21 protein-coding genes are annotated in these 25,851 nt (G+C 40.2%); 4 read left to right on the forward strand and 17 right to left on the reverse strand.

The window, feature by feature from the left end:
• The 9 genes from QHT84_RS13860 to recR form a co-directional block, all read right to left on the reverse strand.
• On the reverse strand, positions 1-1,493 hold a 1,493-nt coding region (locus QHT84_RS13860), incomplete at its 3' end, for a beta strand repeat-containing protein (RefSeq protein ID WP_283240173.1).
• A 334-nt stretch (positions 1,494-1,827) separates the two neighbouring features.
• Positions 1,828-2,844: an NAD-dependent epimerase/dehydratase family protein gene (locus tag QHT84_RS13865; protein ID WP_283240174.1), complete on the reverse strand. Its 1,017-nt coding sequence runs from the start codon at positions 2,842-2,844 to the stop codon at positions 1,828-1,830.
• 34 nt (positions 2,845-2,878) lie between these two features.
• The gene (rfbB, locus tag QHT84_RS13870) at positions 2,879-3,925 is read right to left on the reverse strand and encodes a dTDP-glucose 4,6-dehydratase (protein WP_283240207.1); all 1,047 of its coding nucleotides are present in this window, start codon (positions 3,923-3,925) and stop codon (positions 2,879-2,881) included.
• Positions 3,926-3,951: 26 nt separating this feature from the next.
• Positions 3,952-5,226, reverse strand: a complete 1,275-nt coding sequence (locus QHT84_RS13875) for a nucleotide sugar dehydrogenase (protein WP_283240175.1) — start codon at positions 5,224-5,226, stop codon at positions 3,952-3,954.
• 82 nt (positions 5,227-5,308) lie between these two features.
• Positions 5,309-6,700 (reverse strand): UDP-glucose 6-dehydrogenase, encoded by a 1,392-nt coding sequence (locus tag QHT84_RS13880; protein WP_283240176.1) that lies wholly within the window; start codon positions 6,698-6,700, stop codon positions 5,309-5,311.
• 10 nt (positions 6,701-6,710) lie between these two features.
• On the reverse strand, positions 6,711-7,694 hold the full coding sequence (locus QHT84_RS13885) for an SDR family oxidoreductase (protein ID WP_283240177.1): 984 nt from the start codon (positions 7,692-7,694) through the stop codon (positions 6,711-6,713).
• Positions 7,691-10,165: an exopolysaccharide transport family protein gene (locus QHT84_RS13890; protein WP_283240178.1), complete on the reverse strand. Its 2,475-nt coding sequence runs from the start codon at positions 10,163-10,165 to the stop codon at positions 7,691-7,693. The genes QHT84_RS13885 and QHT84_RS13890 overlap by 4 nt, the downstream gene beginning before the upstream one ends.
• A gap of 12 nt (positions 10,166-10,177) precedes the next feature.
• The gene (locus QHT84_RS13895) at positions 10,178-10,966 is read right to left on the reverse strand and encodes a polysaccharide biosynthesis/export family protein (protein ID WP_283240179.1); all 789 of its coding nucleotides are present in this window, start codon (positions 10,964-10,966) and stop codon (positions 10,178-10,180) included.
• A 76-nt stretch (positions 10,967-11,042) separates the two neighbouring features.
• The gene (gene recR / locus QHT84_RS13900; protein WP_283240180.1) at positions 11,043-11,663 is read right to left on the reverse strand and encodes a recombination mediator RecR; all 621 of its coding nucleotides are present in this window, start codon (positions 11,661-11,663) and stop codon (positions 11,043-11,045) included.
• Positions 11,664-11,805: 142 nt separating this feature from the next.
• Here recR and QHT84_RS13905 point away from each other — a divergent pair, with 142 nt between their 5' ends.
• Positions 11,806-13,302 carry a sodium:solute symporter gene (locus QHT84_RS13905; protein ID WP_283240181.1) on the forward strand — a complete coding sequence of 499 codons (1,497 nt, stop codon included), beginning with the start codon at positions 11,806-11,808 and terminating at the stop codon, positions 13,300-13,302.
• A 220-nt stretch (positions 13,303-13,522) separates the two neighbouring features.
• Here the strand turns inward: QHT84_RS13905 and QHT84_RS13910 are convergent, their stop codons facing one another.
• Positions 13,523-13,888, reverse strand: a complete 366-nt coding sequence (locus QHT84_RS13910) for a CoA-binding protein (RefSeq protein ID WP_283240182.1) — start codon at positions 13,886-13,888, stop codon at positions 13,523-13,525.
• Between the two features lie 97 nt (positions 13,889-13,985).
• Here QHT84_RS13910 and QHT84_RS13915 point away from each other — a divergent pair, with 97 nt between their 5' ends.
• Both QHT84_RS13915 and QHT84_RS13920 read left to right on the forward strand, forming a co-directional pair.
• The gene (locus tag QHT84_RS13915) at positions 13,986-14,609 is read left to right on the forward strand and encodes a MarC family NAAT transporter (protein ID WP_407649253.1); all 624 of its coding nucleotides are present in this window, start codon (positions 13,986-13,988) and stop codon (positions 14,607-14,609) included.
• A 10-nt stretch (positions 14,610-14,619) separates the two neighbouring features.
• Positions 14,620-15,240 (forward strand): chromophore lyase CpcT/CpeT, encoded by a 621-nt coding sequence (locus tag QHT84_RS13920; protein WP_283240184.1) that lies wholly within the window; start codon positions 14,620-14,622, stop codon positions 15,238-15,240.
• A 95-nt stretch (positions 15,241-15,335) separates the two neighbouring features.
• Here the strand turns inward: QHT84_RS13920 and ctlX are convergent, their stop codons facing one another.
• The 3 genes from ctlX to QHT84_RS13935 all read right to left on the reverse strand — a co-directional run bounded on the left by ctlX (position 15,336) and on the right by QHT84_RS13935 (position 18,490).
• Entirely contained in the window at positions 15,336-16,271 is a 936-nt protein-coding gene (gene ctlX / locus QHT84_RS13925) for a citrulline utilization hydrolase CtlX (protein WP_283240185.1), read from the reverse strand.
• A gap of 46 nt (positions 16,272-16,317) precedes the next feature.
• Positions 16,318-17,232: a dimethylarginine dimethylaminohydrolase family protein gene (locus QHT84_RS13930; RefSeq protein ID WP_283240186.1), complete on the reverse strand. Its 915-nt coding sequence runs from the start codon at positions 17,230-17,232 to the stop codon at positions 16,318-16,320.
• 85 nt (positions 17,233-17,317) lie between these two features.
• Entirely contained in the window at positions 17,318-18,490 is a 1,173-nt protein-coding gene (locus QHT84_RS13935) for a tail fiber domain-containing protein (protein ID WP_283240187.1), read from the reverse strand.
• Positions 18,491-18,713: 223 nt separating this feature from the next.
• Here QHT84_RS13935 and QHT84_RS13940 point away from each other — a divergent pair, with 223 nt between their 5' ends.
• Positions 18,714-18,974: a hypothetical protein gene (locus tag QHT84_RS13940; RefSeq protein WP_283240188.1), complete on the forward strand. Its 261-nt coding sequence runs from the start codon at positions 18,714-18,716 to the stop codon at positions 18,972-18,974.
• 217 nt (positions 18,975-19,191) lie between these two features.
• Here the strand turns inward: QHT84_RS13940 and QHT84_RS13945 are convergent, their stop codons facing one another.
• The 4 genes from QHT84_RS13945 to QHT84_RS13960 all read right to left on the reverse strand — a co-directional run bounded on the left by QHT84_RS13945 (position 19,192) and on the right by QHT84_RS13960 (position 25,776).
• The gene (locus QHT84_RS13945; protein ID WP_283240189.1) at positions 19,192-20,001 is read right to left on the reverse strand and encodes an FkbM family methyltransferase; all 810 of its coding nucleotides are present in this window, start codon (positions 19,999-20,001) and stop codon (positions 19,192-19,194) included.
• A 91-nt stretch (positions 20,002-20,092) separates the two neighbouring features.
• On the reverse strand, positions 20,093-22,066 hold the full coding sequence (locus tag QHT84_RS13950) for a 3-coathanger stack domain-containing protein (protein ID WP_283240190.1): 1,974 nt from the start codon (positions 22,064-22,066) through the stop codon (positions 20,093-20,095).
• Between the two features lies 1 nt (position 22,067).
• Positions 22,068-24,122: a hypothetical protein gene (locus QHT84_RS13955; protein WP_283240191.1), complete on the reverse strand. Its 2,055-nt coding sequence runs from the start codon at positions 24,120-24,122 to the stop codon at positions 22,068-22,070.
• Positions 24,123-24,492: 370 nt separating this feature from the next.
• Positions 24,493-25,776 (reverse strand): citrate synthase, encoded by a 1,284-nt coding sequence (locus QHT84_RS13960; protein ID WP_283240192.1) that lies wholly within the window; start codon positions 25,774-25,776, stop codon positions 24,493-24,495.
• Positions 25,777-25,851: the final 75 nt, after the last annotated feature.

Consider the following 25,851-nt stretch of genomic DNA (forward strand, 5'->3'; position numbering starts at 1 on the left):
ACCGGTTGCGTACAGTTAGACGTAGTCGTAGCCAAATCACCAAAGCCGTCACCGTCAAAATCACGGTACCACGTTACGTTGGCTACCACTGTATTCGAAATCGAATTGCTGCTGGCCGTATTGGTAGTCAAACAAGTACCTCCCGAAACAGTAATATCAACACTCACGGACTGACCACTGGTTAAACCACTGGTAGTGTACGTATTGGACGCCCCATTTTGAACGGAAGAACCGTTAACTTTAAAATTGTAAGAAGCGGTGCCGCCGGCCAAACTTCCGGCAGTGGCTGTGAAAGTCACACTGGTTCCGGCACAAAACGTATTATCGGCATCATTACTTGCCAAAGAAACGGTAGGTGTTGAATTGGCAATCACCGTATTCGAAATCGAATTGCTGCTGGCCGTATTGGTAGAAAGAAATGAACCACCGGTAATAGTGATATCAACGGTAACCGCTTGTCCGTTAGTTAAGGCTGTAGTCGTGAACGCATTAGAGGCTCCCGATTGAACACTGCTGCCCGCTACTTTAAAATTGTAATTTACAGATCCGCCTCCTACATTGGATGCTGTAGCGGTAAAAGTCACGCTGGTTCCGGCACAAAACGTATTATCGGCATCATTGCTGACTAAAGAAACGGTAGGTGTATTATTAACGGTCAAAACCCCCGTAGCGGCATTGAAAGTAGCGGTTTGTCCGGCACCCAAACCCGAAGTAGACAACGAAGCATTACTAATCAAGGCACCCGGCAAAACTGAGTAATTTCCGGCCGCCGGCGCAGGACTAAAAGAAACACTAATCCCTGAGGTAGTAATGGTGGCCGTGTATCCTGATTTTTGGATGATTAAACTTCCACCGGTTACCGTTGTAGCACCTGTGTAGGTTAAGTTACCCGACAAAGTGGTAGTCCCCGAATCTTCTTTAGTGAGTTTACCTCCGGATCCGGATATCGTAGCCGTAACATTATTATTCCCGGCTCCTTGAAACACTACGGTGTTAGAATTCACAAAGATTTCTCTGTTGAAATTATTGACAGCACTGGAACCTGTTGCTTTTAAATAAACAAATGCCGCATCAACTCCAATTCTTACATTAAAATTGTGTGTGGTGTTTGATTCATTATACAAACCACTGGTAAAGCTCAAGCCCCGTGTATTATCATCCGGGGAACTATTCAAAGTTCTTGTGGATGACGCACCACTTGATAATGTCAAAGCCCGTAAACCCCAGAAAGCCGTATTCACACTCATTGTGGTGAAAACATTATTTCCGATAGTTACATTATGACGAGTGGTACTCCCATCGAAACAATCCGGTCGGTTTCGGGATGAATTACCCCCAAACCCGCCATAAAACCACTGGCTGTTTGCCGTTCCGATTTCATTACAATTTCCATTTTCCCAATTTCCATTGGCGGCTTCTGCCCTCCAAAAAACAGATTGCTGAGCATAGCCCGTAAAAGAAAATAAAGTTAAAAGCAGTAAAATTCTTTTCATAGTGTAATCTTTAAGTTGTTAGATTAAAAAGTGAATACCATGCATGTTCTCCCATAAAGAGAAGGAAAAGAATAGTGTAGAAATTGGGTGGTTAAAACTATAAAATTAAACAATCCAAATAACACACAAAACATATTGCGTGAAAACGAAAACGTTTTCGTGTTAATAAATTATAGATTTTAAGTTAATAAAATGATGGAGATGCAAATTTTACCATCAAAAATTGTCAGATTATAAATGAACAAACACTCATTCACAGAAGGCAATCTTCAAAATCGGAGCTAGGAACCGAAACAAATTTTACAGTCAATGAGTGCTAAACTTCGCGGAAAAGTTATGCCGGTTTATGCTGGCCTATATACTTTCTGTACCAATCAACAAATTCTTTGATTCCTTTTTCAATAGAAGTATTAGGACTGTAGCCAAAATCGGCTTGAAGGTCGGACACATCTGCCCAAGTGCGTTCTACATCACCCAATTGCATCGGCGTCATTACTTTATTTGCTTTTTTACCCGTACATCTTTCAATGGCTTCGATAAAATCAACCAACTTGATAGGTTTACTGTTACCAATGTTGTACAAGGCATATTTTTGTGTCATTTGGGTATCCGTAACTGTGGCCACTACGCCATCGACAATATCATCGATATAAGTAAAATCGCGATAAAGCTCTCCGTTGTTAAATACCTGAATGGGTTTGCCTTCCAAAATGGCTTGGGTAAATAAAAACATAGCCATATCAGGACGACCCCACGGACCGTAAACGGTAAAAAAGCGCAGTCCTATACATTGAATCCCGAACAGATGACTGTAGGTATGGGCCATCAATTCATTTGACTTCTTGGTAGCGGCATACAAACTAATCGGAGCATCAACCGAGTCAGTTGTAGAAAACGGTATCGATTTGCTGTTGCCGTATACACTCGAGCTGCTGGCATAAACTAATTTGGGAACACCGCTGTTTCGCATGCACTCTAATAAATTGATAAACCCGACAATATTACTTTCTACATATACCATCGGATTTTCAATACTGTACCGCACACCGGCTTGCGCCGCTAAATTGCAAACCGCATCAAAAGAATACTGACTAAAAAGTAAGGGTAAGTGCAACTGGTCTTCCAAATTCATTTTTATAAAATGAAAATGGTCGGGATGCGTATGACTTTTCGATATCTTATTCTCAAAAACATCGGTTACCCCTAACTGTTGCAAACGAGCCATTTTTAAGTTGATATCGTAGTAACCGTTTATATTATCCAAGCCAACTACCTGATGTCCTAAATCCACCAGTTTTTTACTCAGATGAAACCCAATAAATCCGGCTGCTCCGGTTACTAATAGTACCATCGTTCAATCAGGTTAATGCGGCTCAAGCGAGCTGCTATTGATATTGTTGTTCGTAATATTTTTGATACGCTCCTGAGGTGACATTGGCCAACCAGGCTTCGTTGGCTAAAAACCAGTCGATGGTTTTCTCCAATCCTTCCTCAAACGTCACGGTGGGTTGCCAACCCAATTCCCGGTGTATTTTCGATGCATCTATAGCATAGCGTAAATCATGACCCGGTCGGTCTTTAACATACGTAATCAGTTTTTCAGAAGTACCTTCAAGTCTTCCTAACTTGGCATCCATTTTTTGACACAATAACCTAACCAAGTCGATATTCTTCCATTCATTAAACCCGCCGATATTATAGGTTTCATGATTTTTCCCTTGATGAAAAACCAAATCAATGGCCATGGCGTGGTCAATAACATACAACCAATCGCGGGTATAGTTCCCGTCACCGTAAACCGGAAGCGGTTTGTTGTTAATGATATTATTGATAAAAAGCGGAATCAATTTCTCCGGAAAGTGATTCGGACCGTAATTGTTGGAACAATTGGTAATCACATAAGGCAAACCATAGGTTTCCCCGTAGGCGCGCACAAAATGATCGGAACTGGCTTTGGAAGCCGAATACGGCGAATTCGGATCGTACGGTGTGGTTTCGGTAAACAAACCGGTAGCGCCTAAACTTCCGTACACTTCATCGGTACTGACATGGTAAAATCTTTTTCCTTCAAAATGATCTTTCCAACTGCTTTTGGCAGCATTTAATAAATTCATCGTGCCTATCACATTGGTTTTCACAAAAGCCAACGGATCGGAAATAGAGCGATCCACATGAGATTCGGCCGCCAAGTGAATGACGCCGTCAAAATGATGTTTTTGAAACAAATCCATGACAAAATCCGCCGCTGTAATATCGCCTTTTACAAAATGATAATTGGGCGCATTTTCGATATCGGCAATATTTTCCAAATTACCGGCATAGGTCAAGGCATCCAAATTGAAAATTTGATATTCGGGATATTGCGTCACAAAACGACGCACAACATGCGACCCTATAAACCCGGCACCTCCTGTTATTAAAATTTTATGTATCACGACTCGATGATTAATTTAACTCTTTACAATTTCGCATCGGCTTCACTAAGAACGCCTTTCACATCGAAAACAACCGCTGTGTCTTTTTTCAATTTATCAAAATTAATACCGCTGAACTCCTTGTGAGAAACCGCCAATACAATGGCATCGAAAGTTCCCTCCGGAAGTTCGGAAACGGTTTGCAATCCGTACTCATGCATCACCTCAGCAGGATTAGCCCAGGGATCATAAATGGTGATTTCGGTTTCAAAATCTTTCAAAGCATTAACCACATCCACCACTTTCGTATTTCGAACATCAGGACAATTTTCTTTAAACGCAATGCCCAACATTAAAATTTTAGATCCGTTGACTTTGATATTCTTCTTAATCATCATTTTGATTACCTGAGAGGCAATGTATTCACCCATACTGTCATTTAATCGTCTTCCTGCCAAAATAATTTCGGGATGATAGCCTTTTTCTTGGGCTTTTTGCGCCAAATAATACGGATCCACACCGATGCAATGGCCTCCTACCAATCCCGGTTTAAACGGAAGAAAATTCCATTTGGTTCCGGCCGCTTCTAATACCGCATGGGTATCGATTTCCAACAAATTAAAAATCTTAGCCAATTCATTCACAAACGCAATATTGATGTCGCGCTGTGAATTTTCAATCACCTTGGCAGCTTCAGCCACTTTAATGGATGGCGCTAAATGCGTGCCGGCGGTAATCACCGATTGGTACAATTCGTTTACTTTTTGACCGATTTCAGGTGTAGAACCCGAGGTCACTTTTAGTATTTTCTCAACCGTGTGCTCCTTGTCACCCGGATTAATACGTTCCGGGGAATATCCGGCAAAGAAATCCACATTGAATTTCAAACCGCTCACGCGTTCCAAAACCGGAATACATTCTTCTTCGGTCACTCCGGGATATACCGTAGATTCGTAAATCACGATATCTCCCTTCTTCAAAACCTTACCCACCGTTTCGCTCGACTTATACAACGGATTCAAATCGGGACGATTGTTTTTATCTACCGGTGTAGGAACTGTAACAATATAGTAGTTGCAATCTTTGATTTCTTCAATAGCATTGGTACAGAAAAGTCCGGATGATTGCCGGTTAGCACCAACCAAAACGGCTTTCAAAGTCGCTTCATCTACTTCGAGGGTAGAATCTAAACCCGAATTGAGTTCTTGTATTCTTTTTTGATTGATATCAAAACCAACGACCGGATATTTGGTAGCGAAGAGCCTTGCCAAAGGCAAACCAACATATCCCAATCCTATGATTGCAATTTTAATATTCATTTTAGTTTCTTTTAAATAGGCTACTCAATTTCGCCTGACATTGGGTATCTTAAATTGAAAATTTTTGCTGTTTGCCTTCCGACTAACTTCCGATGGATTGGTAAACAAATCCGATAGCTCTCATTTCGGCAGGATCTAACAAATTGCGCCCGTCAAATACAAAGGCCGGTTTCAACATACTGTCGTATATTTTTTTCCAATCGTATGCTTTAAACTCGTCCCATTCGGTGAGTATCGCAATCGCATGCGCGTTTTCACAAGCTTGGTACGGGTCATCGAATGTTTTGATATACTTTTCGTTCTCGGCCGGTTGACGTGTCTCCAAATAATTCAAGTCGGATAACACCTGTTTGTGACCTACTTTCGGATCATAAAGGGCGATGTTGGCTTGCTCGTTAATCAAATCATCGGCTACATAAATAGCGGCTGATTCACGAGTATCATTGGTATCTTTCTTGAAAGCCCAACCTAAAAAAGTAATTTTTTTGCCCGAAACCGTGTTGTACAAAGTTTGCACGATATTTTTAGAGAATCTTCTTTTTTGATGGTCATTCATAATAATAACCTGTTCCCAATAATCGGCCACTTCGTGCAATCCGAAAGCCTTAGAGATATAAACCAAGTTTAAAATATCTTTTTGAAAACAAGAACCACCGAATCCTACGGAAGCTTTCAAAAACTTCGGTCCGATTCGGCTGTCCATTCCTATGGCTTTGGCTACTTCATTCACATTGGCTTCTGTTTTTTCACACAATTCAGAAATGGCATTGATAGAGGAAACACGCTGCGCCAAAAAAGCATTAGCCGTTAGTTTGGACAATTCCGATGACCATACATTCGTTTTTAAGATACGCTCTCTGGGCACCCAATGGGCGTAGACATCCACTAATGTCTCAATAGCCTCTTGTCCTTCCGGTGACGTTTCACCACCAATGAGCACTCTGTCCGGGTGCAGCAAATCCTGCACGGCAGTTCCTTCGGCTAAAAACTCCGGATTGGAAAGAATCTGAAACTGAACGCCGTTTCCGGTATTGTTCAAAATACTCTTGATGGCTTCAGCGGTTCGTACCGGTAACGTAGATTTCTCTACAATAATTTTATCGGTTTTGGCTACTCTGGCGATTTGACGCGCGCACAATTCGATATACTTCAAATCGGCAGCCATTCCTTTTCCGGTACCATAGGTTTTGGTAGGCGTATTCACCGAAATAAAAATGAGTTCTGCTTCATCTATGGCTTTATCCACTTCTGTTGAAAAAAACAAATTCCTACCTCTGGCTTTCGCTACTATTTCATTCAATCCCGGTTCATAAATGGGAATATTATTAACATCTTCGTCATTCCAAGCTGCAATTCGGGCTTCATTCAAATCGACTACCGTAACTTTGATGTGAGGACATTTCTCGGCAATAACAGCCATTGTTGGCCCGCCTACATATCCTGCACCGATACAGCAAATATTTGTTATTTTCATTATATAAAATTTATTTGAGTTCTAAATTATTCCAATACCAATGTACCGCTTCCTTCAACCCTTGCTCAAATGAAAATTGGGGTTGATAGTGTAACCGTTCTTTGGCTTTATCAATACTCGCTAACGAATGGGGAATATCCCCGACTCTGTTAGGCCCGTAAAGGACTTCTACTTCGGCTATGGCCGAATCATATTCGGATAAAAACTGTTTCAGAAAGTGCACCATTTCGTTCAGTGTGGTTCTGTCTCCGAAAGCCGTATTGTACACCGTATTAACGGCATCCGGGTTTTGGGTCAGCATGGCTAATTCATTCATTTGAATCACATTGTCGATATAGGTAAAATCTCTGGAATGATTTCCATCTCCGTTGATAACCGGGCTTTCGTGTCGCATCAGTTGCATCACAAATTTCGGAATCACCGCGGCATAGGCACCGTTGGGATCTTGTCGCCTTCCGAACACATTAAAATAGCGCAGTCCGATGGTTTCTAATCCATAGGTTTTACTGAAAATATCCGCGTATAATTCGTTTACGTATTTCGTAATGGCATAAGGCGAAAGCGGTTTCCCGATGACGGCTTCCACTTTGGGCAAACTTTCCGAATCGCCATAGGTAGAAGAACTGGCGGCGTAAACAAATCGCTTCACACCGGCATCTCTTGAAGCCACCAACATATTTAAAAAACCGGAAACATTCACTTCATTGCTCGTGATAGGATCATTAATAGATCGGGGTACCGAACCTAATGCCGCCTGATGCAAAACATAATCCACATTTTTTACCGCAGCGCGACAGGTCTCCAGATTTCGGATATCCCCTTCTATAAATTGAAAGTTAGGACGATTCAAAAAACCAACTATATTGTGTCGATGACCGGTAGCCCAATTATCGAGGCAAACGACTTGATATCCTTTCTCTAAAAAATACTCACAAAGATTGGAACCGATGAATCCGGCGCCGCCTGTAATTAAAACTGTTGTTCCTGTTTTCATGACAAGCCCAGTTTTCGCAATATTCGGAATTTCCACTTCGCAAAGAAACCGGTTGGCTCTTCATCTTCATGATAACCACTGCCGTAACCGTAACCATAGCTGTATCCATAGCCGTAACCGTATCCGTATCCGACACCGTATTTGGCTTTGTTTTCATAACCGTTAAAAATGATACTCACATTGTTCAACTCGCCGCGTTTAGCCCTATTGTTCAACAACGTCAGCATCTCTTTTTTGGTGAAATTCTGACGCACAATATACAGTGAGACATCACAAAACTGAGCCAATTCGAGAGCATCCGAAACCAACCCTACCGGTGGTGTATCTAAAATGATGTAATCGTACTTCGTTTTGAGCTCCTCCATCATCGTTTTCATCGAATCACCCATAATTAATTCAGAAGGATTCGGCGGAATCGGACCGGAGGTAATAACATCCAAATACGGGATATGGGTATGCTGTATCACTTCGTCTAATTTCTTTTGTCCAATCAGATAATTAACGGCTCCGACATCATTTTGAATATTAAAATCATCAAAAATTTTCGGCTTTCTTAAGTCGAGTCCCAAAATAATAGTTTTCTTCTCACTCAATGCGAAAACCGTAGCGATATTGATGGAACAGAATGTTTTTCCTTCGCCGCTGACAGATGATGTTAACATCAATGTTTTGGTTCCTTCGATACTTTGCTTTTTATACAAAAACTGCAAGGAGGATCGAATCGCTCTGAAGGATTCCGACAGGGCTGACTTTGGTCTTTCAAACACCGATAAATTGGTTTCGGAGTGTTTCACTCCAACAATTCCGATAAGCGGTAATTTGGTTAAACTCGAAATATCTTCAATATTTTGAATCGAGTTACTAATGAAGAAGATAAAGAAAACCAACACCAATGGCACTAGCAATCCGACAAAAAATGCTAGCACGTAATTCACGCTGGTTTTAGGTCCTAATAGTCCGCTGCCGACATCTTTGGCCGGATCGATAAATTGAATATCGGATAAGTTGGCTGCTTTTACAATGGAAGCCTCACTCCTTTTTTGCAGATACGTATTGTAGATGTTATCGCTCAGATCATACTTGCGGGAAAGGTTAAGCCATTCCAATTTGTTTTCAGGTAATCTTCCGATTTCGGCCTCAACGCCTTGTATTTTTTGGTTAACCTGATTTAAATCGAATTGTAATGCGGTTTTGAGCGTATTCGCATTCTCCAACAATGCTTTTTTAACCGATTGAATTTCATTGTCGATGCGTTCGTAATACACTTCGCCTTTGATGGAATAGGCCAACTCGGTTCTTCGAATAGACAAATCGATTAACTTAGACACATTGGTCACAATATTCGGCTCTTCAATTCCAACCACGGTTGGGGCCGGTAATTTTGAAAAATCAACGCTGTTTTTGAGGTAGTTTTTTAACGTATTGAGATAGGCCAACTTGCGCTCTACCAAATCTTTTTGCGTATCATAAGTAACCAACTGGTTTTTGTAGGTTAGTCCGCCTTCTTCAATATCGATGATATTATTACTCTTGCTGAAGTCTTTTAAATTATCACCCGATGTCTTGAGTTCTTTCTCCATTTTGAAGAGCGTTTCATCGATGAAGTTAATAGTGTTTTCGGCAAATTTATTTTTATTCTCGAGTTGTCTGGTGATAAGCACATTTACCGTTTCGTTCAGGTAGTCAACCATTCTGGCTTTGTTAGTACCTTCCATAGACAACTTAAGAATAGATCCTGCCTTTTCATCTATATCCACGCGCAACCCTTTATAAACGGAAACGGTGTTGTCAAAACTGTTAAATCGGACGGATATTTCTTCACGCTCGTTCTCGCCTTCATAGTTAACAGGTGTCAACTTCCAATTCAAAAACGGCAAATTGACTACTTGTCCCAATCGGTATACTTTGGAAAACTCCCCAACAGGGACATCTACTACGGTTCTTTTGTTATCGGAATAACGAATGACTTCCGCCTTATCGGATTGAAAAGAGACCGTCAATCGGTATGTATTGTCGGACAGCATTTTTACTTTCACAAATTGATCCAACAATTGGTACTGCGACTTGTCTATATTTACTTTGAAAGGCACACTGCCGTATACATCTTGTAAAAAGTATTTGGTTTTTTTCATGTAATCGATGAAAAACTCCAGCTTGTTTACCACTAACTCATTGTGCGATCTTGACTTGAGTGTTGTGGAAATCATTTGGACTTTATCGGAAGTACCGCCCCAGTTGAAAACCAAACTGGTGTTAGACGTAAAAAAAGGATTGTTTTCTTCTTTTACGGCAATAGTGGTCTCAATACCATAAATCTTTTGTTTTCTTACATTGACCTGATGCGCAATAGAAAAAGTAATGATTAAACCAACCACAAACCATTTCCAATAGCTAATGGTTTTGATCAAAAATCCTTTGAAATCAAAACTGTTTTGCTTGTCAAAAAAGGTAAAATCTTTTACGTCTAACATGAAAAATGGGTATTAATTTCTAAGCAACAAAAAAGTGGTTGTTGCCAAAGAGAGCAGCGTTACTACAGTCGTTAAAGATTCTATTCCGGTTTTTCCGGTTCCCCATGACTTTTGTTTTAGGGGTTTTACATAAATATAGTCGTTCGGCTGCAAATAAAAACAAGGGGAATTCACGGCATTACTATCGGTTAAATCGATGCTGAAGGTTTCGCTTCCTTGCGGAAAATTACGAATCACCTTAACGTCTTTTTTGTCACCGGTCAGATTGATATCACCGGCATTGGCAATGGCTTCCAAGATGTTTACCCTATCCTGGTATAGTGTTTTGATTCCGGTATTCGCTACTTCACCGTTAATAGTGTATCGGAAACCGGATAATTTGACAATCACAAAAATACCGGCTTCGCTCTTGAAATACTTTTCATGCAGGAGTGTTTCAATCTTGATTCTAACTTCTTCAGTGGTAAATCCCAAGACATTCATTTCTCCCAAAACGGGCAATCGGATATTCCCATGATCATCAATGGTGTAACCATTCAAATAATTTCCCTGATCGGGTGTTGAAATGATGGCCTGACCGCCCGAAGGATTGAAGATCTCAACTAATTTCGGATCGATAGCTCGTATGGAAATGTTTAATAAATCGTTAACCTGAAGACGGTAAGGCTTTTGGTTTGAGGCGGTTATGGGCGCCACACTAGTACCGTTTTTGTTTTGCAGGTAAACTAAATCCTTATTCGGAACACATGAAGTCAATAAAACGGGTAAAAGAAAAAGTATATAGAGTTTGATTTTATTCATTACTTATTAAAAAAAATTAGCAAACAAAGATAGTTTTTCAATTCTAAATACAAAAATGTAACATATTATTATTTTCTTATAAATTTTTCATAGAATGCTCAAACGGAATACGATTCAGAATACTGCGCCCCAAAGTGACCTCATCGGCATATTCTAATTCGTCGCCCACTGCAATGCCACGGGCGATAGCAGAGGTTTTTACCTCACAATCTTTAATTTGTCTGAAGATGTAAAAATTAGTGGTATCGCCTTCCATAGTGGAACTCAGCGCAAAAATTAATTCTTCGATACCACCGGCTTTGACTTTTTCTACCAAGGAAGCAATGTGCAACTGACTCGGCCCGATACCGTCGACCGGAGAAATTTTCCCGCCCAACACATGATATATTCCTTTGAATTGCCCTGTATTTTCAATAGCCATGACATCACGAATGTCTTCCACCACACAAATTACTTTGTTGTTGCGCAGTGGGTTACTGCAAATTTCACAAAGGGCAACATCGGAAATATTGTGGCAACTTTTACAAAACTTTATCTCCTCGCGCATAGTGGTTAAAGCCTGCGCCAAATACTGCGTTTGCTCCTCGGGTTGTTTGAGTAAGTGCAACACCAATCGCAAAGCGGTTCGTTTGCCGATACCGGGCAATTGTGCCATTTCGTTGACGGCTTTTTCTAAAAGCTTTGATGAAAATTCCATGGGGCAAAAGTAGTTAATTTGAAAATCACTCCATTTGAAAATTTAAAATTAATGTATAACCTCATCCTCAAATTTTCAAATCTTCAAATCTTCAAATTGAGACATTAATTTTTGTATTTTGGCTCACTGTAAAACCCAACTTATGACGCCGACTACTATTCTAATCATCATTGTTATTTATTTCGGATTACTGATTTTCATCTCGAATTGGGTCAGTAAAAAAGGCACGGATAATGACACTTTTTTCAAGGCCAATAAAAATTCCAAATGGTATTTGGTGGCTTTTGGGATGATTGGTACCGCGCTTTCGGGCGTGACGTTTATCTCGGTTCCGGGCGAAGTAGGCAACCCTGATTTACAATTCAAATACTTCCAGTTTGTGCTGGGCAATGCCATAGGGTTTTTAATTATTGCCAAAGTCTTGTTGCCGCTGTATTATCGTATGAATCTCACGTCGATTTACAGTTACATCGAACAGCGTTTGGGTACCATAAGTTACAAAACCGCAGCCTCTATTTTCCTGATTAGTCGCACCATAGGCTCGGCGTTTCGCTTGTATTTGGTGGTGATTGTATTGCAGCGTTATGTGTTTGATGCCTTCAACGTTCCGTTTGCCGTAACGGTTTTAATTTCGTTGGGATTGATTTTTGCCTACACCTACCGCGGCGGATTGAAAACCATTATTATCACCGATACCCTGCAAACCTTCTTCTTGGTTTCCTCGGTGTTTTTGACGATTTATTTTATCTGTAACAGCCTGGAATTTGGCGCTTTGCAAGCTTTTGAAGCCGTAAAAGAAAGTAACTATTCGAGGGTTTTCTTTTTTGAAGATTTTTTAAAAGGAAATTATTTTTGGAAACAGCTACTCGGCGGCATCTTTGTGACTATTGCTATGGTAGGTTTAGATCAGGATTTAATGCAGAAGAATTTAAGTTGCAAAAATATAGGCGAAGCCCAAAAAAACATGTTTACGTTCACCGGTATTTTTGTAGTGATTAATATTTTCTTTTTGAGCGTGGGTGCTTTGTTGTATTTATTCGCCGAGAAAAACGGCATTGCCGTTCCGATGGTCGATGGCGTAGCACGAACCGATTTATTGTTCCCCGAAATTGCGTTCCACCATCTAAGCATCGTCCCCGCCGTGGTCTTTTTGTTGGGATTGACAGCGGCGACATTTGCCACTACCGACTCGGCTTTGACCGCTTTAACCACATCGTTTTGTGTGGATTTCCTCGGTATGGATAAGGCCGAAAACCAAAACAAACCCCATGTCGTGAGAACGCGCCATTGGGTGCATTTAGGGTTTTCGTTTTTGATGTTTTTGGTGATTGTATTTTTTAACGCGGTGAATGATGCCTCGGTGGTGAAGATGATTTTTAAAATTGCATCGTATACTTACGGTCCGTTGTTAGGTTTGTATGCCTTTGGATTGTTTGTAAAATCGAAAACAGTTCAAGACCAATGGGTGCCGTTGGTGTGTATTTTGGCGCCGACCTGTTGCTTTTTTATCAGCAAATATTCGGCTGAATTGTTGGGCAATTATGTTTTGGATAACGAACTGATTATTGTAAATGGTTTGATTACCTTCCTTGGTTTGTTGCTGATTAGCAAACCGACCACGGAAAATACCCGATATTAAAAAGGATTCCTCATTAGCCCTGATGGAAGTGAAAATCCTGCATCCGTAAGTTCGAGTGTTTTGTTGCGCTTCTCGATACCACTCGGTCATCAAAGACCAAACTACTCGAAGTGACGCAACAAAACGTATCGAGAACCGGATGCAGATTGTAACGGAAAGCAGGAAAACGGATTCCCGATTGACCCGAACCTTTCGCTCCTACCTTACAAAAACGACTGAACTAATACTGGTTTGTAGCCAGTAAAACCAGCGTACACGCCACTTCTACCGCAATACCGTTGCTGCGCAACAATTGATAGAACTCGGGATTTTCGGTTCCCGGATTGAAGATGACGCGTTTGGGTTTGGTTTGGATGATGTAATTGTAATAGTCGCGCTGCCGCGTGGGATTGAGGTACAAAGTAACCGTGACGATGTTTTTTAACGGGATGCTTTTGGTGTGGATTTTGACGCCGGCGACTTCGCCTGCATTTTGACCGATGGCCAGTACCGAGTGACCGTTTTCCACCAGTTTGTGTATAGCGATGTTGGCGTAGCGCTCGGGTTTGGTCGTAGCGCCGAGGACGAGTGTTTTCTTATTTTTCATTACACAAATTTAACGATTATTGTTGTTATTGTAACACTCTCTTTTATTCTTTGCCTATCTTTGTAGCCGATAAGAATTATTGTACATGGAAATTTTTCTGAACACTTTTTTGGTCCTGTTGGGTGCTTTATTTTCGGTATTGAACCCGATTGGCGCTATTCCTTTTTTTGTGAGTTTAACCCAAGACTACAAGAAATCCGAACGTTCCAGGGTATCGCTTTGGACCGCCGTTAATGTTTGCATTATTTTGTTGATTTCGTTTTTTCTGGGCGAATACGTTTTGAGCTTTTTCGGAATTACCATTTCGGCGCTCCGCATTGCCGGTGGTATTTTGATTGCCAGTTCGGGATTTGGATTGCTCAACGCCAATCAGAAGAAGCGCAAAGGAATCAGCAAAGAAGTGGAAGAAGATTTGCAAAACCGAAATTCAATTGCGCTGACGCCATTGGCCATGCCGATGCTGGCCGGACCGGGTTCGATTTCGTTATTGATTGCGTTTAACCAAGACCACCATTCGACGCCCGAAATCCTATCATCGGTGTTTTCGATTATTATTGTTTCCTTACTAATCTTTTTAATTTTGCGAAGCGCTCATTATTTGGCCAAATACTTAGGAGCTTCGGGAATTGTGGCCATTTCACGAATCGTTGGGTTTCTGACGGTGGCCATCGGAATTCAGTATATTATCAGTGCGGTGTTGAGTATTATCAGAGGAATTTAAATTTATTTTTATGCGTATCTTTTTATTTTCATTGCTTGCAGTAGTTTGTTTTTCAAGTTGTAAAAGCGGGCAAACCGCTGCTTCACAAGACAGTTCACCCTTAGACGAACTGGTCTCCATTATGCAAGGTCACTATTCTTCGGAAAAACAATCGGTGACCGACAAAGACTATTTTAACATCTCCTTGCGCATGACGCCTATTTGGAAGTCGAAAGGCCACTATTTATTTGTAGAGCAAGCCCTTTTTGACAAACAAGACAAGCCGTACCGGGTGCGGATTTACAAAGTATCGCAACGCGGCGACTCGTTTGTAAGTGAAATATACACCCTGAAAGACGAAAAAGCGTGGATTGGCAAATGGGCTACTCCGGAAGTGTATGACCAACTCACCGAAGCGGATATCGAATTGAAACAAGGTTGTGAAGTGGTTTTGAAGCGCGTGGGCAAAAACCGATTTGAAGGCGCTACCGGAGACAAAACCTGCCCGAGTGAGTTGCGTGGTGCCAGTTGGGCCAATTCTAAAGTAACGGTTACCGAAAACAGCATCTTGTCCTGGGATCAAGGTTTTGACAAAGACGGTAAGCAAGTTTGGGGCGCTACTAAGGGCGGCTATGCGTTTTTTAAAATATAATATCCTATCATTTCAATAAAAAAATCCCAAATTTCTGTATAGAAATTTGGGATTTTTTGGTTTTCCCTCGACTGCGCTCGGGATGCCATTTATTATTATGCTCTCGGCAGGAAAATCTCGGCCATCATACAGCGGGCACTACCGCCGCCACAAGCTTCGATGGTATCTAAACTGGAGTGGATGATTTCGACATGGGCTTCGAGTTGGGCGATTTGCTTTTTGGTCAAACTTTTATACGCCGACTCGCTCATCACCACATACCGCTTTTCGTCTTTACCTTTGACTTCAAGCATGTTACCGGCGAAATTATTCACTTGTTCTTCGGTAATTAAGATAATTTCTTTGTCATCGCCCCGCAGGCTGTCGAGCACCATTTTGCGCTCTTTTTTGTCGTCGATACAATCGGCACAAATGACTGCAAAAGTATCACCTAAGCACATCATCACATTGGTATGATAGATGAGTTTTCGTTCGCCGTTAACGGTTTGATAGGCTTCAAAAATCACCGGCGTATATTCGAAATCTTCACAAAATTCAATCATCAATTCTTCGTCGGCTCTGGGCGATAACGCACAATACGCTTTGCCGTTTTCTCTGTCTAACAGCAAACTTCCGGTGCCTTCGAGGAAAATATCGGCTTCTTCAGCCAGGGTATAATCCATGATTTCATTGATAACAAAACCCTCATCTTCCAATAGGTCGAGTATGTCTTCGCGGCGTTCGGCGCGGCGGTTTTCGGCAAACATCGGATACAAGACAACATCGCCGTTTTCGTGAAACGAAATCCAATTGTTCGGAAAAATACTGTCGGGCGTATTTGGCTCTAAAGTATCTTCTACCACAATCACATGCACGCCTACTTTGCGGAGTTTGCTCACAAAAGCATCAAATTCGGCTTGCGCTTTAGCGTTAACGGTTTCGGGCGACAGTCCGTCGAGTACTTTTTGGTAATAGTTGTTCACAGCGGTTTGCTCATTCATACGAAACGCCACAGGGCGAATCATAAGTATGGAGTTGGTGGTTTGTTTCATTTTGTTTTGGTTTAACGTTTCAGGTTAGCTAACTTGAAACCAATTTTTAATCTCTAATCAACGGCAACGTCGAGCATCGCAACAAGCCTTCTTGCTTGGCGATTTCGGCATACGGAATTTCCTCTACGATAAAATCGTTGTCGCGCAGCCATTTGTTCAATCGGGTAAAGTTACGCTCCGATACGACCACGTTCTCATCGATGGAAAACACATTGGAATTCATGTGGTACATTTCGTCTCGAGTGATGTGAAATAGATTTTCTTTGCCGAATAATTTCACCAAGAAAACATAATCGGCCTCTTCTCGGAAACCGCTTTTATAAATAATGCCTTTGTTTTTGCCGACCGGTTGAAAACAACAATCCAAATGGAGCGCATTATCACGGGCTTCGAGTTTGGATTTCACCAAATCAAATTCTTTCACTTTCTTGTGCGGAAACATGTTGCGAATGTATTCTACGCCTTGCATGTTGGTTCGGGCTGTGATGTAATCTTTGTAATCGGAACCTTTATACGTACCGATGAAAATGTAATCGTTCCAAAGCATTACATCACCGCCTTCGATATGCACTTCTTCGGGCGGACGTACTACTTTGTTCGGATCCATTTGGTCGATTACGTATTGGATGGCATCGAGTTCCCGCTCTCTGTCGGGTAAAATATTGGCTTTGATAAAAATATCGTCGATAACAAAACCGATATCCCGGGTAAAAATTTGATTGTAATTTTCAATTAACTGTGGACGAAATACCTGCACATTGTATTTTTGAAACACTTGATTGAAAGCCTCCATTTCTTGCACCATATCAGCCTCAACCGGATAGGTACCGGCCAAGATATGCTCCAATGATTTCGGATCGTAGGCTTCTTCAGCTGTTGGTGTTGGACCGTTATTAACGGCAGAACCGAGCACTACGGCTCGTAATCGTGAGGTTTCGTTTTTTACATGTAATTGTAACATAAGGTTGTTTTGGTAATGGACAAATATAGCAAAGCTTCTCTGTTGGGAGAAGCTTTGTTTATAAGTATTTTTTGGGAATAATTAACTACTCAAAAATAATTTTTTTTGCATCTATACTTTTACCATTTATCATTAAACTCACAATATAAATTCCTATACCAAAATTATCTTTTTGAAAAGTTCTAGCCAAATTAGCATCACGTTCCTTAACATTTAAGCTACTTAACAAATTACCTTTCAAGTCATAAACTTCTAATTTTGCGTTTTGTACTGATTTTTCAATGTTGAAAGAGACAGATATCACATCTTTTGAAGGATTAGGAGAAACACTAATTATTTTGGTATTAGTTAATGTGATTAATTCTTGATTCTGATTTCTGAAGCTTTCAATTAACTGATTTTTTAAATCGTTAATTTGTATTTGTTGTTCTTTAATGGCTTCTACCAAGTATGGCATAAGCTCCATGTAATTAACTGCTTTATTCCCTTTTTCATCAGTTGCGACTAAATGAGGCATCACTTTTTCTAATTCTTGAGCAATGAAACCACTATGTAATCCATCATCAAAACCTAATTCTTTGTTTCCTTGTTTGTTCCATAAATAAGTTTTTCCATCTAATTTTTGAATTACTTCTAATGAATTGTTTATTGCCTTGATATCTTTTTTGAACTTCTCATCTGAAGAAGCCCAAAAAGCTACTGATCTGGTAACCCCATTAACATCTAATTTAAAAGTACCATTTCCAACTCCACCAGTACCACTTTGAAAAAGTGTACCTGGGGTTGTCCCTGATATAAAACCAAAATTAGAGGTTGTTCCTATTCCAACACTTGTCCCGTCATCAAAAATTTGGCTGCAAACCATACTACTTGAGCCTGTTGATTTGGGAACAAAATTATTAGTTCCACAAGTCGAAGTAAATGTAGTACCTGAAACTGTACCAACAACATCATCAACTAATATAACATCTCCTACGTTATTAACTGTTAATACCCTCCTATTGGTTGTTGGAGCTGCAGTACTATAATTAGTATTAGTAAAATTTCTAAATCTTAAACCTGTTGTACCTGCTACAATTCCAGCGGCACTCGAATTTATTTCAAATCTATTTTGAGGGATTTGATTATTACCTAAACCAACACCTACACAACCATTACTATGGGCATAAATTCTCTGATTACCTGAACCATCTGCAACAATAACCTTATTATTTGTATTGTTTCCTGCTGTAGTTGAAGTTGCTGCTACCGAAGGCATTGTTATTTGATGACCCAAAAAAGTATTTGAGCCACCTGTTGTCAAACCATTTCCAGTAGTTCTTCCAATAAGAATATTGTTGCTACTAGAAATATTTACACCTACATCAGTTCCAATACCAATATTAAATTGATTATTATTACTTACACCATTTTCCAGTGCACCTCTGCCCAGGGCTGTATTTCCTGAACCTGTTGTATTCCCATTTCCTGATAAATGGCCTATGAAAGTATTATTTGCTCCAGTTGTATTAGTAGTACATGCATTACCTCCAATAAAAGTATTCCAAGTTGCTGCAGCGTTTGTAAACGGATTGGCATTTAAGCCAACTGAGACATTTGAACCATTTGGCGAAGCAGTTGTAATTCCATATAAAACATTAGTTTGCGCAGAACTATTTACTAACCCAATAAAAAGTGTTAGACCTACGATAAAAAAAAAACTCTTTTGTTTTCATAAAATATTGTTTTTAATGTTATTATGAATAAATATATAGCTTTTTTCTGTAAGAATATGAAAAATAACATTAATTAGTTATCAACTCAGAGTGTGAAAAAAAAAATATCCATTAAATAAAACAAGAAACTTTTTTGTTTATCCTATGATGAAACTCTAACATCTGATAATAAACAATCAAACTTATTGTATAAAAAAAGGCTTCTCAATAGATAGAAGCCTTCAAGTTTAAATTATTAAATTCTCTATTCAATTTTGAGACCAGCAAAGGTGATGATTTCATTACCTCTGAAAGTAACAGTCTTATGTGGATAATTCATTTTTTTGAAAAACTCTTCCACTTTAATATATGTTGGCGCACCATTAACAATATGATAGGAAGCAATAGCAAAATTAGGCTTGAACTTTTTCATCACGTCAATACAACCGTCTAAAGCCTCTATTTCAGCCCCTTCTATATCCATTTTAATAAAATCGAGTCGTGTTAATCCCATAGTTTCTGCCCAGCTATCTAAAGTCACCGCTTGCTTTTTAACGATATTGGCTCGCTCTGAAAACCAAACGGCTGAAGAACCAACAGTCCCGGCTTCTTCAAAATCAACCATGGCATTTTCATTCCATAGTAAAACATCTTGTATGATAATGTTATCCGGTAAATCAGGATTCAGGTCTCTATTTTTTTGTAAACGCTCAATGTTGTATTTGTCGGGCTCAAAGCAATACACCTTCCCCTGTTCCCCAACTTGTTTCGACAAAAAAATGGATATATGTCCTAAATTCGCCCCGGCATCGATAGTTACATCTCCTTTTTGGGTTTTGCAAAAATGTTGATAGTAATTAAAATCGTCGGCTATAGGATAAAGCGCTTCGTTGGTTAGTAAAACGGTTTTCCCAAAAGTAGTTTTATAAATTACCTTCGTTTCTTGCTTTAAAATTTCGAATGAAATTCCTCGTCTAGGAAATAAATTGTAAAAAAATAACTTGATTTTTTCTTTAAAATATCCTTTCGGCACTAATGAACTAATTGCTTTTTTTAGTTTCTTTTTTAAACTCATTGAGTTGTGTTTAACAATTATGATTTATACAAATATAACAAAGCTTCTCTGTCGGGAGAAGCTTTGTTTATAAGTATTTTGAAAGTTATGATTAATTCTTAATCAATTTTTCGGTGTGCAACGAACCGTCTTGCGAAGTGATATTGATGATGTACACCCCGTTGGCATAGCCGCTCACGTCGAGTTGCAGTCGGTCGGTGAGTGCGATGGTTTTACTCATGACCATTTTCCCGTCAATAGCCGTTATGGTGACTTTATTGAACTTGGTATCCTTCATGACAATTTCGATACTGCTGCTGGACGGATTCGGAATAATGGCAAAACCATTGGCAACTTTCACCAAATTGATGGCTTCTTCCCTGGTAACGGCTTTGATATCGGTTACCGGTTCGGTTTGATTTTCGGCTCGGTATACAAAATTGTCGGTACAACCTTCGGGATAGGCAGCAAATTGGGAACCTAACACCGCTTCGAAGCCCGGATTTAATTCGACATAATTCGCAGCATGATACACCACACCATTACCGGTTACATTATCGCCAACAGAAATAATATTGGCGGCCTTAATCCAATCGGAGCGCTCTTTTTCTTTATTGGCTACCGGAGCCAAATTACTCAAATCATCGGCCGGTGAGGCTAACACCAGTGTAGCCTGGCAGCAATTATCGAATGTCACATCGGGACCAATTCCGGCAGAATTATCGGATATCTCATACATAAATGTTCCGGCCGGACAATTGACACTGAACGCGGCATTGACCTGAAACTCGAAATCACCGGTGGGCGATGCGCCGAAAGCACTTGGCGGAATCGTAAAACAGAAAGCACTCGAAGTTAAGCTGGTTGGGGCGGCTACCGTTCCTATTACGACGCCGTTTTGCGTTATATTTAATGATAATGTATTCAAAACAGCATTTACCGGCGGCTGATAGGTTCCGCAAACCTGAATAGGAATGGCGCCTGACATATCCGGACAGTCGAAATTGGTCGGATCGGTACTTAAAGCGCCCAATTGAGGTACGGCACAGGTTAATCCGCAAATGTTATCGATGTACACGGTACCGAAATGCGCCGATGGCTCACAGTCACTCACCGTAAACTCAATGGTCCCCGGTTGGTTCAGAATTTCACCTACATTAAGTCGGGCGCAAATCCAGTTGGTATACAACACTCTTCGGTTAGAGCCAATTACTAAGGTATTGAACAAACAGTTATCGGGATTGGCTATAATACAAATTTCATCAACAATATTGTTGTTTTGGTCGTAAACACGTGCTCTGAAAAAAGGCTGAATCGGTTGACCGTGCGCCGGTTTATTGTCCATGATTAATGAAAAATTAAAATCGATGGTCGCTTGATTAATCACCGGAAAATAGCGTGACACGGTGGTCACATCGGAGGAACCGAATCCTTGTGCATTATTCAATTTGATACATTTTGTTCCGCCGTTTGAATTTAGTGTCGGCACATTGACTCCCAGAGAAGCCAAAGTGGGATCGTATTGTTGGTATCCCGGGCTGGTACTGCTTATGAGCGTAATGGTGGAATTAAAATTATTGACACTGGGCGTTACCAAATTGGTAGCCGTTTGTGCTGTTGGCATAGAACAGGATTGAAAAAAGCCGGTTCCCGTAGCCGGTTGCGGATAGGCATCACTCCAGAAGGAATAGCCCGCCGTATTGCTTTCAAAATCACCGTTAGTACACGTTTGCATCACTGCCGGTGGTGGCGGTTTGGCCACATAATACTCTTTTTTATCGGGATTCTCGTAAAAGAAAAGTTTGCGCAATTCGACAATCTTAGCATTGATTAAGGCTTTTTCCAATTCGGCATCCGAGAATTCTTCCTCACTGTGAAGGTGCTGAATGACATCGGCCGTGACTTCTTTCGATAATTTGTAATTTTTAAAATTATCATTTACAAATCTCAAGATTTCATTTTCTGTTTGTTGCGACAATGAAATCCTGTTATTTTCAGCCGCAAGATATTCATCGAGCTGCGCCGAAACGTTGACAGAACCAAGTAGTATACAGCCCGTCAGAACTATTTTGAATATCTTAAACATCTTATTTCGATTTTGCTAATAACAATTGGATTTGAGCTTTAAGCGCTTCGATTTCTTGATTATTTTTATCGATGGCTTTGTTTTGCGCTTCTATTTTTTTCTCTTGATCGATAATATATAGCGTAAGTTCCTCAATTTTTTCCATTTGTTTTGACTGCATTTCGGCTACATCAATTCCGTTAGCCGCTAATTTTTCGGCTGAATCAATACCCGGTAAATGTTTGTTAGTCATCACAAACTGCTCTACTTCTTTCAGCGGCATCAGCTTGTAATCTTTGGCAAAAACATAATCAGCCCAGTTGGCAGAACTACGTAATGCTACTTTTACTTTTTCGGTAAGGATACCTCCTTCTACAAACAATTTGTAGTTTCCGGTTGTATTCGGATAAGCAGTACTGGAACCCAAATAAATTTTTCCGTTTGAAGTACTGTTGGCGGTATTAAACCAGATATTGCTGTTGTTCATGTCTACTACCCTGTTTCCGGCAGTAGTGGTTGCCTGATTAATGATACCGTTGTTAGCATATAAACTAGTGTCTGTTCCGGCAGCAGCACTAACAATGTAAGGAGAAGCCGCTGTTCCGGTTCCGGTTACGGTTACATTGGTACCCGCCTGAACTACGGTTTGTGGTAACGTGAAAGAACCACCCCCGTTGGATAAGGTTACAATGGCGCCGTTTTGAGTAATGGTTTGCGGGCCATGGTTCGGTAATACCACGCTATTTCCGTTAGAAATAGAAAGTACATTTCCGGTTATAGAAAGTGTTTGTGCGTCGGTATCTGTGAATGATGGAATCGTAACAGAACCGCCACCGTTGGATAGCGAAATGGTATTCCCCGACATTGAAATGGTTTGCAACTCATTAGTGGTACTGCCATCAACCTCTGTCAGTAAGGATTGCGGCAAGGTTACCGGAGCACTGGATACTCCGTTAACTGTAGTCACCAATTGGTTATTCGTATTAATTGTATTTGAGATAGAGTTTACAATTGGTGCCGAAGCCAAAATACCACTTACATTGGAAGTCATCGTGTTGGCGTTAGAAGAAATAGCATTGGTATTAATGACACCCGGCATTCTTTGTAACACTACATCCCCTGTGGCGTTTACCGTTAAAAACTTGTCGGTTGTGGTTGTTGTGGTAGGATTAAAAAGACTGGTTAAGTTGGTAAAACGAAGACCGGAATTACCCGTAACACCTTGGGTAATCTCGAGTTTGTTGTTTGGCGTTTTAGTTCCGATTCCGACTTTACCTTCTACTAACAAACCATTGGCAGGAGCCAAAGTCGTATTTTGATCTGTGGTACTGGCATTGGGAACAAAATTCCTACCGATAACCACACCGCCACCAACGTCTAATCGGTTGGCCGGTATTACATTATTTCCTAATCCGATTCCTGTGTTTCCGTTTCTGTTGACAAAGATTCTTTGATTCCCGAATCCGTCTGCGAGTATGATGGTATTGTTGGTATCATTTCCGGCTAATTTTGCTGAGGAAGGGGTAGCAAAAAGAGCCACTCTACCAATGAATACATTGTTATTTCCACTGGTCAAGTTAATCCCCGACTCGTAGCCGATAAATATATTAGAATTACCGTTTATTAAGTGTCTCGGCGTTCCGGCTCCAAGAGCGACGTTAAAACTACCCACTGAACTCAAAGAAGAAGCATATCCGATAGAGGTATTAAAACTTCCGGTCACATTGGCTTCCATAGAGCGGTGTCCCAAGGCCACATTCCCTTTTCCGGAAACATTTGCATATAAACTTCTGGTTCCAAATGCATTGTTGAGCGAACCGTCAATGTTAGTTGCCAATGATTCATTACCGAAAGCACAATTAAAACCGCCCGTAGTGCTACTCAAGGTATTTCTTCCGAAAGCACTATTGCTGTTACTGGTATTGTTTAACAGGGAATTAAAACCAAAGCCTGTGTTGAAATTTCCGATACTGTTGGTGCCTGATCCTTCTCCGGAAAAGGTATTGCCAATCTGTGCATTAGCCTTTACAGACAACAAAAACAATATTGCCGTCAGATAAACGTAGTTTTTTTTCATAACTTTTAGATTTGGGACGTTAGAAAATTAATTAAAAACTCATTACTTAATATGATAAACTCAGGTTTGGCTTAGAACTTTGGATGAATCGAAATATTCCGTATTTGTAGGTTAAGAATCGGTTCGATTTTACAGTTTCAAAAATAGGGTATTGTTTTTTAAAACATCTATAAAAAACCAAATAAATCGATGAAATGCACTTTTTTTTAATTTGTTAATTGTTTTTTCTTACATTTTGAAAAAAGAACAAAAATGTAATTCTAAGGGATTCATTACAAGAGTAATGCGAAGCCTTTGAGTCTATTTTTAAACCAAAAAAAACTCTTTGCAAGCAAAGAGTTTTTGGTGTAAATAAAGTATAAACTACTTTTTATCTTTCGTTAATGTTCTTGAATGGTCTCAACGGATAGCCGGTGTAAATTTGTCTTGGTCTTCCTATCGGTTCTTTGTTGATACGCATTTCTTTCCATTGTGCAATCCAACCCGGTAGTCTTCCGATGGCAAACATTACCGTAAACATTTCGGTCGGAATTCCCAAGGCACGGTAGATAATTCCGGAATAGAAATCGACATTAGGATATAATTTTCTGGATACAAAATAATCGTCAACCAAAGCAGCGGCTTCTAACTTTTTAGCGATATCCAAAATAGGATCATCTACACCTAAGGTATTTAAAACCTCATCGGCCGCTTTCTTGATGATTTTTGCTCTCGGGTCAAAGTTTTTGTACACACGGTGTCCGAATCCCATCAAACGGAAAGGATCATCTTTATCTTTGGCCTTGGCCAAATACTTATCAGCATCTCCACCGTCTTTTTGAATGGCTTCCAACATCTCCAGTACAGCCTGATTAGCACCGCCGTGTAACGGACCCCACAAAGCAGAAACTCCTGCTGAGATAGAGGCAAATAAACCGGCATGTGAAGAGCCTACTATTCTCACTGTAGAAGTAGAACAGTTTTGTTCGTGATCGGCGTGGAGAATGAATAACTTATCTAAAGCATCGATTACCACCGGATTGGTCTTATACGGACCGGTTGGCAATTCGAACATTAAATGCATAAAGTTTTCTACATACCCTTTGGTATTATCGTAATAATTCAAAGGATAGCCCATCATTTTTCGGTAAGTCCAAGTGGCAATCACCAGGAATTTCCCCATCGTTTTACAAACGGCTTCGTACATTTCCTTTTCGTTTTCAACATTAACTACTTTAGGATTAAATGCCGTAAGCGCACTGGTAAGTGATGCCAAAACACCCATAGGATGAGCCGTTTTCGGGAAACCATCGATGATGTTTTTCATTTCCTCATTAACCAAGGTATATTTTCGGATATCATTTTCGAATTGTTCCAGCTGCGTTTTAGTTGGCAATTCTCCAAAAATGACTAAATAAGACACTTCCAGAAAACCGGCTTTTTCTGCCAAATCTTCGATGGCGTAACCGCGATAACGCAAAATACCTTCCTCTCCGTCGAGGAATGTAATATCGCTGGTACACGAGCCAGAATTTTTATAACCCGGATCTAAAGTGATCGCACCTGTTAAAGCGCGTAATTTTTCAATATCGATGGCGGCTTCGTTTTCGCTTCCGACTATTACCGGAAATTCATACTTGTTGCCATCAAATTCTAATATTGCTGTTTTAGACATAATGTATAAAGGAAATAAATCTTAATAAAATTATTAATTCGACAAAATTAACGAATTGACCACGAAATAAAAAAG

It is taken from the genome of Flavobacterium sedimenticola, assembly GCF_030053345.1.
Taxonomy (GTDB): Bacteria; Bacteroidota; Bacteroidia; order Flavobacteriales; family Flavobacteriaceae; genus Flavobacterium; species Flavobacterium sedimenticola.

Bases quoted from the DNA above. Each gene is read 5' to 3' on its own strand.
- QHT84_RS13865 (WP_283240174.1), bottom strand. From the start codon at position 2,844: ATGGTACTATTAGTAACCGGAGCAGCCGGATTTATTGGGTTTCATCTG.
- QHT84_RS13875 (WP_283240175.1), bottom strand. From the start codon at position 5,226: ATGAATATTAAAATTGCAATCATAGGATTGGGATATGTTGGTTTGCCT.
- QHT84_RS13880 (WP_283240176.1), bottom strand. From the start codon at position 6,700: ATGAAAATAACAAATATTTGCTGTATCGGTGCAGGATATGTAGGCGGG.
- QHT84_RS13885 (WP_283240177.1), bottom strand. From the start codon at position 7,694: ATGAAAACAGGAACAACAGTTTTAATTACAGGCGGCGCCGGATTCATC.
- QHT84_RS13890 (WP_283240178.1), bottom strand. From the start codon at position 10,165: ATGTTAGACGTAAAAGATTTTACCTTTTTTGACAAGCAAAACAGTTTT.
- QHT84_RS13895 (WP_283240179.1), bottom strand. From the start codon at position 10,966: ATGAATAAAATCAAACTCTATATACTTTTTCTTTTACCCGTTTTATTG.
- recR (WP_283240180.1), bottom strand. From the start codon at position 11,663: ATGGAATTTTCATCAAAGCTTTTAGAAAAAGCCGTCAACGAAATGGCA.
- QHT84_RS13905 (WP_283240181.1), top strand. From the start codon at position 11,806: ATGACGCCGACTACTATTCTAATCATCATTGTTATTTATTTCGGATTA.
- QHT84_RS13910 (WP_283240182.1), bottom strand. From the start codon at position 13,888: ATGAAAAATAAGAAAACACTCGTCCTCGGCGCTACGACCAAACCCGAG.
- QHT84_RS13920 (WP_283240184.1), top strand. From the start codon at position 14,620: ATGCGTATCTTTTTATTTTCATTGCTTGCAGTAGTTTGTTTTTCAAGT.
- ctlX (WP_283240185.1), bottom strand. From the start codon at position 16,271: ATGAAACAAACCACCAACTCCATACTTATGATTCGCCCTGTGGCGTTT.
- QHT84_RS13930 (WP_283240186.1), bottom strand. From the start codon at position 17,232: ATGTTACAATTACATGTAAAAAACGAAACCTCACGATTACGAGCCGTA.
- QHT84_RS13935 (WP_283240187.1), bottom strand. From the start codon at position 18,490: ATGCCTTCGGTAGCAGCAACTTCAACTACAGCAGGAAACAATACAAAT.
- QHT84_RS13940 (WP_283240188.1), top strand. From the start codon at position 18,714: ATGAAAGTATTATTTGCTCCAGTTGTATTAGTAGTACATGCATTACCT.
- QHT84_RS13945 (WP_283240189.1), bottom strand. From the start codon at position 20,001: ATGAGTTTAAAAAAGAAACTAAAAAAAGCAATTAGTTCATTAGTGCCG.
- QHT84_RS13950 (WP_283240190.1), bottom strand. From the start codon at position 22,066: ATGTTTAAGATATTCAAAATAGTTCTGACGGGCTGTATACTACTTGGT.
- QHT84_RS13955 (WP_283240191.1), bottom strand. From the start codon at position 24,122: ATGAAAAAAAACTACGTTTATCTGACGGCAATATTGTTTTTGTTGTCT.
- QHT84_RS13960 (WP_283240192.1), bottom strand. From the start codon at position 25,776: ATGTCTAAAACAGCAATATTAGAATTTGATGGCAACAAGTATGAATTT.